At 69.7% G+C, this 14,729-nt stretch carries 20 protein-coding genes; all 20 read left to right on the forward strand.

Annotated elements, in window-relative coordinates:
- The first annotated feature begins 5 nt into the window (after window positions 1-5).
- Window positions 6-2,051 carry an FtsK/SpoIIIE domain-containing protein gene (locus tag ACFVZH_RS02655; protein WP_384892037.1) on the forward strand — a complete coding sequence of 682 codons (2,046 nt, stop codon included), beginning with the start codon at window positions 6-8 and terminating at the stop codon, window positions 2,049-2,051.
- Window positions 2,052-2,247: 196 nt separating this feature from the next.
- Window positions 2,248-2,490, forward strand: coding sequence for a hypothetical protein (locus tag ACFVZH_RS02660; RefSeq protein ID WP_384892040.1), 243 nt, complete (start codon window positions 2,248-2,250; stop codon window positions 2,488-2,490).
- A 17-nt stretch (window positions 2,491-2,507) separates the two neighbouring features.
- The gene (locus tag ACFVZH_RS02665; RefSeq protein WP_384892043.1) at window positions 2,508-2,909 is read left to right on the forward strand and encodes a hypothetical protein; all 402 of its coding nucleotides are present in this window, start codon (window positions 2,508-2,510) and stop codon (window positions 2,907-2,909) included.
- A 28-nt stretch (window positions 2,910-2,937) separates the two neighbouring features.
- Window positions 2,938-3,507: a hypothetical protein gene (locus ACFVZH_RS02670; protein ID WP_384892046.1), complete on the forward strand. Its 570-nt coding sequence runs from the start codon at window positions 2,938-2,940 to the stop codon at window positions 3,505-3,507.
- A gap of 18 nt (window positions 3,508-3,525) precedes the next feature.
- Complete coding sequence (locus tag ACFVZH_RS02675) at window positions 3,526-3,909, forward strand: hypothetical protein (protein WP_384892048.1); 384 nt, start codon at window positions 3,526-3,528, stop codon at window positions 3,907-3,909.
- 4 nt (window positions 3,910-3,913) lie between these two features.
- Window positions 3,914-4,342, forward strand: coding sequence for a DUF6221 family protein (locus ACFVZH_RS02680; RefSeq protein WP_384892051.1), 429 nt, complete (start codon window positions 3,914-3,916; stop codon window positions 4,340-4,342).
- 123 nt (window positions 4,343-4,465) lie between these two features.
- Entirely contained in the window at window positions 4,466-4,708 is a 243-nt protein-coding gene (locus ACFVZH_RS02685) for a hypothetical protein (RefSeq protein ID WP_384892054.1), read from the forward strand.
- 46 nt (window positions 4,709-4,754) lie between these two features.
- A complete protein-coding gene (locus tag ACFVZH_RS02690) occupies window positions 4,755-5,201 on the forward strand; it encodes a hypothetical protein (protein WP_384892057.1) in 447 nt (148 codons plus the stop codon).
- Window positions 5,202-5,237: 36 nt separating this feature from the next.
- Entirely contained in the window at window positions 5,238-6,224 is a 987-nt protein-coding gene (locus ACFVZH_RS02695) for a hypothetical protein (RefSeq protein ID WP_384892059.1), read from the forward strand.
- Window positions 6,225-6,233: 9 nt separating this feature from the next.
- Window positions 6,234-6,518, forward strand: coding sequence for a hypothetical protein (locus ACFVZH_RS02700; protein WP_384892062.1), 285 nt, complete (start codon window positions 6,234-6,236; stop codon window positions 6,516-6,518).
- A gap of 9 nt (window positions 6,519-6,527) precedes the next feature.
- Window positions 6,528-7,226, forward strand: a complete 699-nt coding sequence (locus tag ACFVZH_RS02705; protein WP_384892064.1) for a glycosyltransferase family 2 protein — start codon at window positions 6,528-6,530, stop codon at window positions 7,224-7,226.
- Window positions 7,223-7,822 (forward strand): class I SAM-dependent methyltransferase, encoded by a 600-nt coding sequence (locus ACFVZH_RS02710; RefSeq protein WP_384892068.1) that lies wholly within the window; start codon window positions 7,223-7,225, stop codon window positions 7,820-7,822. Before ACFVZH_RS02705 ends, ACFVZH_RS02710 begins: the two co-directional genes overlap by 4 nt.
- Window positions 7,822-8,688 carry an NAD-dependent epimerase/dehydratase family protein gene (locus ACFVZH_RS02715; protein ID WP_384892071.1) on the forward strand — a complete coding sequence of 289 codons (867 nt, stop codon included), beginning with the start codon at window positions 7,822-7,824 and terminating at the stop codon, window positions 8,686-8,688. Before ACFVZH_RS02710 ends, ACFVZH_RS02715 begins: the two co-directional genes overlap by 1 nt.
- A 289-nt stretch (window positions 8,689-8,977) precedes the next feature.
- Window positions 8,978-9,184, forward strand: coding sequence for a hypothetical protein (locus ACFVZH_RS02720; RefSeq protein ID WP_384892073.1), 207 nt, complete (start codon window positions 8,978-8,980; stop codon window positions 9,182-9,184).
- Window positions 9,185-9,226: 42 nt separating this feature from the next.
- A complete protein-coding gene (locus ACFVZH_RS02725) occupies window positions 9,227-9,394 on the forward strand; it encodes a hypothetical protein (protein WP_384892076.1) in 168 nt (55 codons plus the stop codon).
- A 236-nt stretch (window positions 9,395-9,630) separates the two neighbouring features.
- Window positions 9,631-10,257 carry a bifunctional DNA primase/polymerase gene (locus tag ACFVZH_RS02730; RefSeq protein WP_384892079.1) on the forward strand — a complete coding sequence of 209 codons (627 nt, stop codon included), beginning with the start codon at window positions 9,631-9,633 and terminating at the stop codon, window positions 10,255-10,257.
- A gap of 76 nt (window positions 10,258-10,333) precedes the next feature.
- A complete protein-coding gene (locus tag ACFVZH_RS02735; RefSeq protein WP_384892082.1) occupies window positions 10,334-10,768 on the forward strand; it encodes a hypothetical protein in 435 nt (144 codons plus the stop codon).
- Complete coding sequence (locus tag ACFVZH_RS02740) at window positions 10,749-12,506, forward strand: terminase (RefSeq protein ID WP_384892085.1); 1,758 nt, start codon at window positions 10,749-10,751, stop codon at window positions 12,504-12,506. The genes ACFVZH_RS02735 and ACFVZH_RS02740 overlap by 20 nt, the downstream gene beginning before the upstream one ends.
- Window positions 12,503-13,930 carry a phage portal protein gene (locus tag ACFVZH_RS02745; RefSeq protein WP_384892088.1) on the forward strand — a complete coding sequence of 476 codons (1,428 nt, stop codon included), beginning with the start codon at window positions 12,503-12,505 and terminating at the stop codon, window positions 13,928-13,930. The genes ACFVZH_RS02740 and ACFVZH_RS02745 overlap by 4 nt, the downstream gene beginning before the upstream one ends.
- A complete protein-coding gene (locus tag ACFVZH_RS02750) occupies window positions 13,911-14,708 on the forward strand; it encodes a hypothetical protein (RefSeq protein WP_384892091.1) in 798 nt (265 codons plus the stop codon). The genes ACFVZH_RS02745 and ACFVZH_RS02750 overlap by 20 nt, the downstream gene beginning before the upstream one ends.
- Window positions 14,709-14,729: the final 21 nt, after the last annotated feature.

The raw sequence follows: 14,729 nt of genomic DNA on the forward strand, positions 1-14,729 counted from the left end.
CCGCCATGACCACCGCCCCGCAGCAGCAGATCGCCCGGCCCTCGCTCACCCTCGTCAAGGACGAGCCGCCCCAGCCCGTCGAGGGCGCGGTCGTCGAGCCCCAGGGCGCCGAGGTCGCCACCCGGCCCGAGTGGCTGACCGCCATCTACGAGCACGCCCGCACCCACCGCCTGTACGCCCCCCAGATCAGCCGCGGCTACGGACGGCTCGTCCGCCGGCTGATCGACGGCTACCACGACGACCACCCCCAGATGATTGCCACCGCCAAGGCCGACCGGAAGGCGGCCCGCGGCGACGCCCACGCCGAAGCCAGAGCCCACCGCCTCGTCCAGGACCGCCGCGCCGACTACCGTCGCCACCGCCTCTTCTACGCCCTCAAGACCGGAGGATGGGCCGCCTTCGCCGGTACCGGCGTCACCGTCACCACCATCGGCGCCCCCGTCCTCGACATCCCCCTCGCGCTCGCCGCCCTCGGCCTCGGCGCCTGGCACGGCCGGCACTGCACCGAAGGACACCAGGGCCTGCCGACGAACATCGACGGTGCCACGCTCCCCGCCTCCGGCATCGCCCCCACCGCCGGAGACGAGAGGGTCCTCACCGCGCTGAAGGGGCTGGGCTTCAACGGCGAAATCATCCAGCCCCTCACTCGCCAGCCCGATGGCAGCTCCACCATGACCGTCGACCTCGACGACACCGTCACCGCCCTCAAAAGCAAGAGCGAAGCCCTCGCCGGCGCGCTGAAGCGCGACGCCTCCATGGTCGACGTCAGCAAGGGTGCACACGCCAACCAGGCGCAGATCTGGATGGCCGACGCCGACCCCTTCGAGGACACCCGCCCGTCCCCCCTCGTCCAGAACCCCGGACCCATCGACGCCTGGACTACCGGCGTGCCCGTCGGATGGGGCAAGCGCGGCAACACCGTCCGCCTGCTCATCCGCAACCAGCACACTCTGATCGGCGGCACCACCCGCTCCGGTAAGGGCGTCGGCATGGCCAACCTGCTCGTCGGCGCAGCCATGGACCCCCGCATCAACCTGCGGATCGTCGCAGGCAAGGAGAACGGCGAGTTCGACGCCCTCGCCCGCGCCGACGTTGCCGCCACCTACTTCAAGCCCAACCCGACCCGCCTGCTCGCCCTCACCAGAGCCCTGATCGCCGACATGGACCGGCGCAACCGGATCCTCGGCGAGCTCGGCAAGTCGAAGATGACCGAAGACACGATCATGCGGCTCGGCGGCATCGAGCTGATCGTGATCGACGAGGTCGCCACCTACACCAGCTCCGGCAGCCACGACGAGCGTGACCAGCTGCTGGAGAACCTGATGAAGATCGCGGCGGTAGCGACCGGCGCCGGAATCCTGCTTGTCCTCACCACCCAGCTGCCGCAGGTCGACGTCATCCCCACCCGGCTGTCGATGAACTGCGGCACCAAGTGGGCCATGAAGGTCGACAGCGGCACCCAGTCCAACACGATCCTCGGCTCCGGCCTCGCCGGATCCGGAGGCCCGGACGCCTCCAAGTTCGACCCGCCGCGGCCCGGCCTGGGCTGGCTGAACAACCCGTTCGCTGGCGGCACCGACCTCGCCCGGTCCTTCGACCTCGACGAGGACGAGCGCGGAGAGGTCACCCGGCTCATGAAGTACGCCGCCAAGCTCCGCGCCGACGCCGGCCGACTCGCCGGCCAGTGGGACGACCCGATCGAGAAGGCCCTGCTCTCCGCGACCGGCCTGTCGTCGGCCGCCGGCGGACCGAACCGCAACGGCGTCCCCGGCCGCGCAGCCCACCAGGTGACCCCGGCCCAGCAGCAGCAGGCCGAAGCCATGCGCGGCGCCCTCGCCGCCATGGACAGCCTCGGCAGGGACGTCGCCCAGACCAAGGAGATGGCCGAGTTCATCGGCGAGCCGATGACGGCCGACGCTCTCGGCGCGCTGCTGCGGGACGGAGGCGCCGGCGGCACCGTGAAGATCACCATCCCCGGCCAGGCAGGACGCGTCAACGGCTACCAGCGCGCCGACATCGCCGATGCCCTGGAGTTCCTCACCGGGGCCTGACCACCCCCGGACAGCACCCCCTTTATCCCGGTATGCCGCCTGGTCAGAGGCCGGACAGGCCCCGGACGCGACCCGGGCACCGTCCACCCCCGGACCGCCCCCGGTCCAGGCGACATACCGCCCCAAAACATGCCCGCGTCCGGGGTGCAAACACCCCCAAAGCCTCCATAGCGACAAGACGAAAGGAGACCCGGCCGTGCCGCTCAAGCCCCACTACCAGCCCACCCGCACCGACGCGGCAGACCTCACCCGCGACGCCCAACCCGGCGACCGGCTCTACACGATCACCGCCGAGTTCATCGTCACCAACGACCGCAGCGGCCTCGGAACACCCATGGTCCGCGCCGTCGGCACAGGACCCGGACCCGGCTCCATCACCGTCACCCAACTCCTCGCCCGATTCGGCGCCCTCTTTACCCAGCCCCCCAGCCAGAACTGACCCGAAAGGACCACGACATGAAGAACCACTACCGAGCCACCCGCGGCGACAAGAACGCCCTCATCCGCGACATCGCCCCCGGCGACAGCCTGTTCATCATCAACGAGCACGCCGGCGACTCCGGCCCCTCCCGGACCTACCGCGAGTACATCGTCACCGACAAGAAGGACCGGCTCACCGGCCACCCCATCGTCCAGGCAACGTCCCACGGCGGCCGCGAAACCGTCGTCAGCGTCCTCAACCGGGAGCGCGACATCTACAGCGCCCGGCCCACCGGCATCCCCAACGTCGCCGTGAAGGACTCGCACAGCGCCTACAGCGACGTCGCCCACCGAGCTGCCCAGCGCGCCGCCGAAGCCCACGCCGAGGATGCCGCCGCCACCCTCGCCAGCCAGTTCCGCCGCCTCGCCCGCCGCTGACCGCTCACGACACCCGAAGGAGCCCGCCATGGCCGCGTCCACCGCCACCCGCCCCGCCGCGCTGACAGTCGACGCGGCCAGCCTCATCGCCGACATCGAGGCGTACCTCGCCCAGCAGGCCCCCCGCACCGCCCACCCGCTCGTCACCAAGACCACCGACCAGCTGGTAGCCGAAGCACTCGCCGCGCCGGCCGACGAGCAGCAGGCCCCCGCGTTCACGGCCCCCAGCCGGCTGTGGCGGATCATCCCCGACTGGGCCCTCGCACTCACCCCCGCCCGCCGACTCCACGGCGCCGGACGGCAGATCACCGTCACCCAGCACCTCCAGCTCACCGCCCTCGTCATCCAGCAGTACGGATGGCACAGGGGCGGACTCCGGTCCCGTAGTGGCGCCAGGTGCATCCTCGGGGCGCAGGCCGTGCTGTACCGACTTGGGTACGGAGACGAGGAGACCGCCGAAGCTGCGGGGCAGGCCATGCAGAACGTGCTCACGCGGCGGGGGATCGACGAGGCGTACCACCGGTGGAACGACCGGCCGGAGAGGACGCTCGACGAGGTGCTGCGGCTCATTCGCGAAGCCATCACGCAGCAACCGTAAGAACGGGAGAATGACCCCATGGACCAGACCCGCAGCTTCCCGCTCGCCGACGTCCTTAGCGTCACCACCGACCGACTCTTGTCCCGGCGCCACATGGCCGGCCTGTACGACCTTCTGGGCTTCATGACCGGACAGGACGTCTACACCCACCAGCTCGGCACAGCGGCCGACGCCGCGGCTCCCGCCCTCATGACCCAACACCCGTTCCTCGCGGACCTCCTGCCCCCCGACGGCTCGGATCCGGCGGACCTCATGGCGTGGCTCGTGAACGCCGAACGCGAGCACGGGGAAAACCTGGCAGTCACCCCGCTGAAGGACTGGAAGCAGCGCGACCCGATCGAGGGCGCATGCGATGCGGTCGGCGCGGAGAAGGTGTTCGTCGTCCCGATGGACCCGAGGTAGCCCCATGGACGACCTGATCGCGTTCCTCCGCGCCCGCCTCGACGAGGACGCCGCGGCCGCGCGGGTCGCTGCTGAGCCGGAGTCCTGGATGGAGCTGAACCGCGAGCCCCGACCTTCCTGGTACGTCCAGTACTGGGCAGATCCGGACGTGGCTGCCGTCATCGCCGATCCGGAGTCCTCCGCCTATCCGGTGGTCACCACCCCCGAGGGCATGAGCGAGGACGATGCGGACCGACGTGTTGCCCACATCGCCCGTCATGACCCCGCACGGGTGCTGGCCGAGGTCGACGCCAAACGGCGGACGCTGATCCGCTGCGAGGAGGCCCTGCTCGCAGCGAACCCCATGCTGGCCCACTTCGCCAAGGAGACGCTGCTCGACCTGACGCGCCCCTACGCCGACCACCCCGACTACAAGGACACGTGGCGGCCGTAGGAGATCGATACTTGTCGCACTGAGCAGCCATATGTCACACTGCCCCCAGGCGGTACCAGTGCGTCCGCAGCTACTTCAAGCCCCCAGCAACCGCCGGGGGCTTTCTGCATGTCAGGGGGCGCAATGGACCCGGCCGAGCTCTACCCCGAAGACCTCGTCTACGCCCACGAAGCCTCAGCCGCAACCGGCGTACCCGAGCCCGTCATCCGGCAGTGGGCATCCCGTGGGAAGATCGCCCGCTACAAGGGCGACCCGCGCCAGTACTCCGGCCAGGGGCACGAGTACAAGACCATGTACGCCCTGCCCGAGATAGAGGCGCGGGCCGCGCGGTACAAGCCCAGGCCGCCGCAGGATCGCGCCGCCTAATCAGCCGGTCGGCAGCCGGAATTAAATCCCGAGAGAGGAGCCGACGGTGGCCAATCTGGTCTTCAACATCGCATTGGGGAAGGTCGCCTCGCTGGCCGCCCTCCCCGCCGCCAACGACGGCCTGGTCGCCGTCCCCCTCGAAGCGGCCGGCCTCGTCACCGACGCCACCATGCGCGACTACGACGACCTCGCCACGCTCCTGGCCGGCGCGTCCAACGAGCAGACGACGATGGGCCGCAAGACGCTCACGGGCGTCACGGTGACCGTCGACGACACGAACGACAGGGTCGCCGTCGACTGCGCGGACATCACCTGGACCTCCGCCACCGGCAACGCTGTCGGCGCCGTCGTCATCTGCTACGACCCCGACACCACCACCGGCACCGACGCGGACCTCATCCCGCTGACCAAGCACGACGTGACGATGACCCCGGACGGCAGCTCCTACACGCTGACTGTCAGCGACTTCTTCCGCGCGAGCTCTACCGCGTGACGCCCGCAGGCTTACCGAGGGGAGCGGGAGGTCGCCGTGGCCGGCTTCACTGACGACTTCAACCGCGCCGACTCCAGTGACCTCGGCGCAGGCTGGGTGGAGGTGTCCGGCGACTGGTCGATCGTGTCCGGCCAGCTCTCCCCGGGCAACGACGGCGGCACGATCATTCTGCGTGCTGCCGCTGCGATGGACAGCAGCGACCACTCTGCGCAGGTCACGATCGCCGCCACCACGGCCGCAAGCCACGGTGTCTGGTGCCGGGGTAACGCGGGCTTCAGCTCCGGCTATCTGTGGCGCAACGACGGCAGCGAGTGGACCTTGTTCTCTGTCGTCAGCAGCACGTTCACGGCCATCGGCAGCTACACGGCAGCCGCAGCCCCGGGCGACGTCGCGAAGGTCCAGGCCGTCGGATCGACGATCAAGGGCTACGTCAACGGCATCGAGCGCGTCTCTGTCACGGACACGGCTGTCGCGAGCGGCACAAGCATCGGCATCCGTACCACGTCGGCCGGGACGATCCGCTTCGACGACTTCGCCGCCGCAGACGTGACCGCCGGCGCACCCCTCGGCACCGCTGCGGAGACCGACGGCGCTCAGCTGCTGGCCGGCAGCAAGACGACCACGCTCGGCCACGCGGCGGCCGCAGAGGCTGCACAGGCCCTGGCAGGCGCCAAGACGGCCCTGCTCGGCACGGCTGGTGAGGCCGACGCCACACAGTCCCTCGTTGGGGCACGGACCGCACCCCTGCTGGCCGCGACGCAGGTAGAGGCCGCTCAGCCCCTCACTGTCGCGATCAGCCAAGCCCTCGGTGTGGCCAGCACCAGCGAGACAGCCCGGCCGCTGACGGGAGCCAAGACCGCCGCCCTCGCGCCGGCCGTAGAAGCCGACGCCGCGAGGCCGCTCGGCGCTGGAGCAGGTACGGACGACGGCATCGACCACGTCACCGCCGGAACGCCGCACGGGACATGGGCGGCAGGGAGACTCCGGGCGCCCGCTTGGACCGCCGGCACGCCACGGACGTAAGGGGGCCCGGTGGACCGCAGCAGCCTTGAGGAACTCCTCACGCCGATCACCACAGCCGACGACCCCACGGGCTTCGGAGTCCGGGTCGCCGTCCTCCCCGACGGAGACCGGCCCGAGGCAGGCGACTGGCATAACGCCGAGTGGGTCACCATCGGCGGCACTCCGCACGCCAGCCTCCTCGTCGGGCCCGGCGGCGCCGTAGAGCTCGGCCCCGGCGTGTACCGCACGTGGATCGAGATCACCGCGGCGCCCGAGAAGCCAGTCCTCCGTAGTTCCCGCTTCCAGATCACCTAGGAGGTGCGCGTGGACGACCTCCTCATGATCGTGCCGACCCGTGGCCGCCCGGACAGCGTCCCCGCGATCCTCGACTGCTGGAGGCAGACCGGCGCCACTGCCGACCTGCTGTTCGCCGTCGACGACGACGACCCGATGCTGGCCGGCTACCGCGAGCACATGGAGTCCATCAACGACCCCCACGTCCACTGGGTCACCGGGCCGCGGCTCCGCCTCTGCGGCACCCTCAACAAGGTCGCCGTCGAGTACGCCCCCCGCTACCGCTTCCTCGCCTTCATGGGCGACGACCACCGCCCCCGCAGCGCCGACTGGGACGAGCGCTTCCGCATCTGCCTGTCCGGCGGGCCCGGCATCGTCTACGGCAACGACCTGCTGCAGGGCGAACTCATGGCCACAGCCGTCGCCATGACCAGCGACATCGTGCAGACCCTCGGCTACATGGCGCCCTCCTGCCTCACCCACCTGTGCCTCGACCTCGTCTGGATGGACTGGGGACGCGGCATGGAACGCATCACCTACCTCGGCGACGTCGTCCTGGAGCACATGCACCCCGCCAACGGGAAAGCCGCCATGGACGCCGGCTACCAGGAGTGCAACAGCTCCGAGCAGGCCACCGCAGACGCCACCGCCTACTACGCCTACCGCGACGAGGGCGGCCTCGAAGCCGACCTGCAGAAGCTCCGGGCACTCGTGGAGGAGGCGGCATGAGCAGCATCGACCAAGTCATCGCAGCGTGGAACAGCGCCGACCCGGCGGCCATCCACCCCGCACGGGACCTGTCCGAGGACGCCTACCGCGCCTCCGGGGAAGCCCAGGCCGAACTCCTCGCCGCTGTCCTCCCGACCGGTGGCCGCGTCGTCGACTTCGGCTGCGGCGACGGCCGCGTCGCCATTCCCCTGCGGCTGGCCGGCTTCGACGTGACTGGCGCCGATGGCTCCCAGGCCATGCTCGACAGGCTTGCCGAACGCGCCCCGGAGATGCCGTGGGTCCTCAGCGACGGCACCGACCTTGCGGCCACGATCGGTAAGAAGGTCGACGCCGTCGTCTCCCTCGCCGTCCTCATCCACCACAGCTACGAGGCCGGCGAAGCCATCATCGAGGGGCTCCGGGCCGCGGTCCGCGTCAACGGGATCCTCGTCCTCGACTGGCCTGTCGCCGATCAGCCCGTCGAGGGTGGCAGCTGGATCAGCGTCACTACCTGGTCCAGGGAACAGCAGGACGCCATCTGTGCGCGTGTCGGCCTCAAGCGGCTCGACAGCGACCTGCCGTGGGCCGCCTTCCGTGCCGTGAAGGCAGGCGGCTGATGCGCGTACTCCTCACCGGACACCGCGGCTTCATAGGGCGACACCTGCACGCCGCCCTAGAGGTGCGCGGCGAGTACGTCGTAACCGTCGACCTCAAGAACGGTCACGACGCGCTCGACTACTTCCGAACCGCCGACGTGCAGTACGACCTCGTGATCCACTGCGCGGCAATCGTGGGCGGCCGGGCCAGCATCGACGGCTCCCCGCTCGGTGTCGCCACCAACCTGGCGCTCGACGCCTGGTACGTGCGGTGGCTCGCCCGCACAGGTACCCCGCGGGCGGTGTACTTCAGCTCTTCGGCCGCCTACCCGGTCTCGCTACAGCAACCCGGCCCCATCCGGCGCCTCGTCGAGACAGACATCGACTACGAGCAGCCCGGCCGGCCCGATGCCACCTACGGCCTCGCCAAGCTCACCGGCGAACAGCTCTGCCAGTACGCCGAATCCGAAGGCACCCGCATGACCATCCTGCGGCCCTTCTCCGGCTACGGCACCGACCAGGACGACTGCTACCCCTTCCCCGCCTTCATCCGGCGCGCCAAGGAGCGGCAGGACCCCTTCGAGATCTGGGGCGACGGAAGCAGTACCCGGGACTGGATCCACATCGACGACGTCGTGGCCGCCACACTCGCGGCCGTCGACGCCGGAGTTCAGGGCCCGGTGAACCTCGGCACCGGCAGGCCCACTTCCTTTTATGAACTCGCTCGGCTCGTCACCGGGGCCGCAGGCTACAGCCCCGAGTTCAAGCATCTGGCTGCCGCACCACAAGGCGTCCACCACCGCGTCTGCGACCCGTCCCGCATGCTCGACTTCCACCTGCCCCGCGTCACCCTCGAAGAGGGCATCGCGCGGGCACTCGAAGCATGAGCGGCGGATGGAAGGGCTCGAACCGAGCCCGCCGCCTCCCCCCGAACTGGCTGCGTATCCGGGCCCGGATCCTCGCCAGGGACCCCGTGTGCAAGCTCTGTGGGGTACGCCCCAGCCAGTTCTGCGACCACATCATCGCCAAGGCCGACGACCACAGCGAGGCCGGCCTGCAAGGCGTCTGTGGCCCATGCCACGACCAGAAGAGCAGCGCCGAAGGGAACGCAGCACAGAAGGCCAACCCCAAGCCCGGCCGAAGCCGGCCACCCGAGCAGCACCCCGGGATGAAGTGATGCCGTCCTACCTCATCCAGCACCCCACAGAGCAGCGTCGCGAGGACATCCTCATCGAGGACGACAAGCTGACGCTCACCTTCGCCGGCGGATGGGCCGTCTTCACGGACAGCCAAGGCGTATGCCTCGCCATCCCATGTGGGCAAGGAGCTCACATCCAACGCATCGACGACACCGACCACACCGACGACGCTGAGACGGAGTGACCGAGCGTCGGCGGGACACGGCCGGCAGGCCAAGGGGGAGCAGTGGCAGCGACCTGCACAGTGCACATCCAGTGTCCCGACTGCGGTGTCGCGCTCCCGATCACCATGCAGACGTGGAGCACGAGCAGCGATCACAACGTGCTGCAGCTCGTCTTCGAGCCCGACTACACCGACGTCTGGGCCCACGCCTGGACCCATGACATGGCCTGACCTCAGGCCGCCAGCCGGCCCGGCGAGGCGCCTTGGGGTGGGGGGGTACCCCCTCCCCGCCCCCTGTCCCTATCGGGGCCGTATAGCACCTGACCCCCTGTACGGGTTCCCTAGGGCCCTGACCTGCGACGATCCGGCGCCCCTTCCCGGCCGGCCCACCTCGGCCACGGTCACACCCTGGTAACGGTGCAGGTCAGCTAGCTATAGCCGTAACGCGTGGCCGGTAGACTGGGGCTATGACCGCCACCGCATGCGAGCGCTGCGGCGGCCCCATGCCGCTGATGGCCCGGGCCGACGCCCGCTACTGCTCGCCGGCTTGCCGGCAGGGTGCGTACCGGGAGCGCCGCGTGGTGGAGCAGGAGCGGATCGCTTCGGAGCGGGCTGCTCGCATCCCCGCCGAACTGACGTCCCGGGCCCGGTGGGTGCGCTACAGCGGCCGGAAGGTCCCGCTGCGTGTGGACGGCAGGTTCGCGGCGGTCAATGACCCGTCGTCCTGGTCCGACTATGAAGCGGCCGCCTCGACGTCCGCCGGCGAGGGCATCGGTTTCGTCCTGACGGCCCACGATCGGTTCGTCGTCGTCGACTTGGACCATGCGGTCGAGATGGGCCGCGTCCTTCCGTGGGCTCAGCGCCTGCTGGACACGCTGCCCCCCACCTACATGGAGCGCGGCAGGTCCGGCACTGGCCTTCACCTCTGGTTCCGCGGCGAAGTGCCTGCCGGGCGCCGGATCCGTAAGGGTGGCCTTGCGGTCGAGGTCTACAGCGACCGCCGCTTCATCATCGTCGGCGACCGGGTTCCCGGAACGCCCCTAGAACTTGCCGAGCTGCCTGACGCGGCCGGCGTGATCGCCTCGCTGATCTGACGCCCAACGGCGTCTGGGCGGGGCTCCTTTCCCGCCCCGCGCGCCCTGGTGGCGTGCCCTGACCCTGGAGGTCGATATGGGCGCACGAGGTCCGGTCGGTAAGCGCTCAGAGGAGCGCCGCCGCCGGAACAAGCCCGACGGGCCGGAGTTGCTGCAGGCTCCTTCTGGCCCGCCTTCTGATCTGCCCAGCCTGCCCGAGCCGGATGGTGACTGGCATGACATCGCCGCTGACTGGTACCTCTCGCTGCGCGAGTCGGGCCAGGCAGCCTTCTACCAAGCCTCGGACTGGGCCACCGCTCGGTACGCGGCAGAGCTGATGTCGCGGCTCCTGAAGTCCGACCGCGCGCCGAATGGTCAGCTCGTCGCCGCCCTGAACAGCGTGATGGGCAGTCTGCTCACGACCGAGGGCGACCGGCGTCGGGCGAGGATTGAGCTTGAACGGCAGCCGACCGGCCCGATGCTCGCCGTGGTGAGCCCGCTGGACTCCTACCGTGACATCGCCGGCGGTTGACGAGCGGGTCCCCGACGTCGTCACGCCCTTCACTCTCGGTCCGACGTGGAAGCGCGGCCCGGACGGCCGGTTCCTCCTTCCCACGTACACGCTGGGCTGGCAGTGCCTGGCGTGGACCAAGACGTACCTGCAGCACTACGCCGGCAAGCCGTGGCAGTACACCCCGGAGCAGGCCCGCCTGACGCTGTGGTGGTACGCGATGGACCCGGAGACGAACCGGTTCCTGTGGCGTGACGGCGTCATCCAGAGACTGAAGGGCTGGGGCAAGGACCCGGTCGTGGCGTCGTGGGCGGCCTTCGAGTTCGTCGGCCCCTGCCGGTTCGACAAGGTCGCCGACGAGGAGGGCAACGAGTGGGGCGTGCGGCCTGGCCAGCCGCTGGGCATTCAGCATCCGGCAGCGTGGGTGCAGATGGCTGCCGTCTCGCAGGACCAGAACCGCAACTCGATGACCCTCTTCCCGAGCATCTTCACCCGCCGGGCGCTGGAGGAGTTCCGGATCGACCTCGGCAAGGAGATCATCTACGCCGACAAGGGCCGGGCCCGCATCGAGGCGGTCACCTCCTCGCCTCGCGCGCTTGAAGGCGGCCGGCCGACTGCCACCTACGCCAACGAGACGCATCACTGGCTGGAGGCGAACTCGGGTCACGAGATGGCGGCTGTGATCGAGCGCAATGCCACGAAGTCGGCTGACGGCCAGTCGAGGACGATGGCGATCACGAACGCGTTCGAGCCGGGCGAGGACTCGGTCGCCGAGCGGACTCGGGACGCCTTCGAGGCGGCCGAGGCGGGCCGTGCCGCCGACACTGGCCTTTTCTACGATTCGCTGGAGGCCCCGCCCGAGGCCCAGTTGACCGAGGCGTGGATCGAGCCCACCCTCAAGGCGGTCCGCGGAGACTCGACGTGGCTGGACATCCCGCGACTGAAGGTGTCCATCCTCGACATCCGCAACCCGCCCAGCCGTTCCCGCCGGTTCTGGTACAACCAGATCGACGCCGCTGAGGATGCCTGGCTCGCCCGGTACGAGTGGGACGCCTGTAAGCACGAAGAGCTGCAGCTGGCGGACGGCGACGAGATCGTCGCCTTCTTCGACGGCTCCAAGACCGACGACGCGACTGCACTGGTCGCCTGCCGTCTGTCCGACGGGCTGGTGGCGACGCTGGGCGTGTGGCAGAAGCCCGCGAACTGGCCCTCGCCGAGCAGTCCTGGCTTCGTGCCGTACCAGGTTCCTCGCGAGGAGGTGGACGGCGTTGTGGCCAACACCTTCAGCCGCTTCCGGGTCCTCGCCTTCTTCGCCGACCCCGGCTCGGGCAAGGACGACGACGGCGAGATGTACTGGGACACCTACCTTGACCGGTGGGGCCAGGCCCACGGTAAGAAGCTCCTGCTGCGCGCGGTCACGGCCGGCCCGAAGGCTCACGCAGTCCGCTGGGACATGCGTAACCGCCGCAACCAGGAGACCTTCACGGACGCGGTGAAGCGCACTCACGAGGACGTCCTGCAGCGAACGCTGCTGCACAACGGCCACAAGGTGATGCGCACGCACGTCATCAACGCCCGGCGCCGGACGAACGAGTGGGGCATCACGATCGGCAAGGAGCACCGGGAGAGCGCGAAGAAGATCGACCTGGCCGTCTGCGTGGTCGGGGCCCGGATGCTGCGCCGCATGGTCCTGAACAGTCCGAAGAACCAGAAGCGCTCCACGGTGCGCGGCAAGGGACGGGTGGTGGTACTCCGATGACGATCCCGACCCTTCCTCTGCTGGACCTCTCGGACGAGGAGAAGCGGATCCTCACGCTGCTGCAGACGGATCTCCTGGCGCAGCGGGGCAAGCTGGGGCTGCTGGATGCCTACTTCAACGGTGAGCAGGTCATTCGAGACCTGGGCATCAGCATCCCGCCGCAGCTGAGGACGCTCCACACGGTCATCGGCTGGCCCCGCATCGGAGTGGAGGCGCTGGAGCAGCGCCTGGACCTGGAAGCTTTCCGCTGGGCTGACGGGGCGGACGCTGGCGAGCTGGAGGAGATCGCCGAGGCGAACGACCTGTACGACGAGTCGAGCCTGGCGCACCTCGATGCTCTGACCTACGGCCGCGAGTACGTCACCGTCGGCTCGGCCGATGACGACGACGCGCCGCCGATCATCACTTACGAGTCGCCGCTGGATATGACGCTCGCCTGGGATGCCCGGCTGCGGAAGCCTCTGTACGCGCTGAGGGAGTGCCAGGACCGCTACGACTTCGGCCTGACACCGGACGAGCGTCTGATCACGCTGTACCTGCCCGACCAGACGATCCACGCCGTACAGACGGGCAGCGACTGGAAGGTCCTGGACCGGGACGAGCACAACCTCGGTGTGGTGACGGTCCTGCGGATGGCGAACCGGCAGCGCACCGGCGACCGGGCCGGCAAGTCGGAGATCACCCCGGAGGTGCGGTCGATCACGGATGCGGCGTGCCGCCGGCTCATGGGCATTGAGGTGGCGGCGGAGTTCTTCGGAGCGCCGCAGCGCTACATCCTGGGCGCGAGCGAGTCGGCCTTCCAGGACGCCGAGGGCAACGCCAAGTCGGCCTGGGAGACGTACATCGGCCGCGTCCTGGCTCTGGAGCGGGACGAGGACGGCAACGTCCCGACGGTGGGCGCGTTCACGGCGCATGACCCGTCCGGACAGACGAAGATCATCGATCTGTATGCGCGGATCATGTCGTCCCAGTTGTCGGTGCCGCCGCACATGCTCGGCTACACCAGCGACAACCCGGCCAGCGCGGATGCCATCCGCTCCGCCGAGGGCGCCCTGGTGAAGAAGGCCGAGCGGCGGATCCGCCGCTTCAGCGCCACGCACCGGGCAACGATGCACCTGGCGCTGTGGGTGCGAGACGGCGAACGGCCCGACCCGTCCCGTCGTATCGAGACCGTGTGGCGCAACCCGGCAACGCCGACGATCGCAGCGCAGACCGATGCGGCCGCGAAGCTGGTCGCGGCTGGCCTGCTGCCCGCCGATTCCGAGGTGGCGCTGGAGATGGCCGGCTTGACCGAGGATCAGCGTCAACGCGTCGCCGCCGAGCGGCGCCGTGCCGAGGGCCGCCGGGTTCTGGCATCGCTCATGGGCCAGGGCGCCGAGGAGGAGACGGGCCAGGAGGCTGGCGATGGCGACGACAGTCTCTGACGTCTCCCCTGCGGCCGTCCGGGACCGCGCCGCTCACGCGCTGCTGACCCGGCTTCTGATGCGGGACATGCGTCGGCTCCAGCGGCTGATCGTGCCCGACCGGCTGGAGGAGTCCCTGTCGCTGTGGCGCACCGCTGTGAGCGCCCTGATCGGCCGGTACGGGACGGCCTCAGCCTCCCTGTCGGCTGAGAGCTATGACCGGCAGCGCCGCGCTGCAGGTGCTCCGGGTTCCTTCAGTGCCCAGCCCGCCAGCGAGGCGCCCGACGAGCAGGTCGAGCAGAGCCTGAGGTGGGCGACGGCGGATCTGTGGCCGACGGACGAAGAGCAAGAAGCGTTTGATGTCCGCCTTGCTGCAGCGCAAGCCCGTGCCGAGAGCGCCGCTCAGAGACTCGTGGCCAACCAGGGCCGGGCAACGATGAGGGAGTCGGCTGACCGGGACCGCGGGGCTGTCGCCTACGCGAGAGCTGCAGCGCTCGGCGCCTGCTACTTCTGCAAGCTCATGGCGTCCCGCGGCGCCGTCTACAAGAGCGCCGGGACGGCCGGCCGGAACGCCAACGAGCAGTTCAGCGGCGACGAATCGGTCGTGAAGTTCCACAACGACTGCCACTGCACGATCATCCCCGTCTTCCGCGGCCAGCAGTTCCAGCTGTCTGAGCACGCGGCGGGGTGGGACCGCCTGTACCGCAAGTACGCGCAGGGCCACCCCGGCGACCAGCTCCGCCTGTTCCGGCGGGCGCTGGCCGAGCACGACAGCAACCCGCTGCCGGGCTCCAACTGATCACTGGCTGCCCTGGAGGTG

The organism is Streptomyces sp. NPDC059534 (genome assembly GCF_042743475.1).
Lineage (GTDB): Bacteria > Actinomycetota > Actinomycetes > Streptomycetales > Streptomycetaceae > Streptomyces.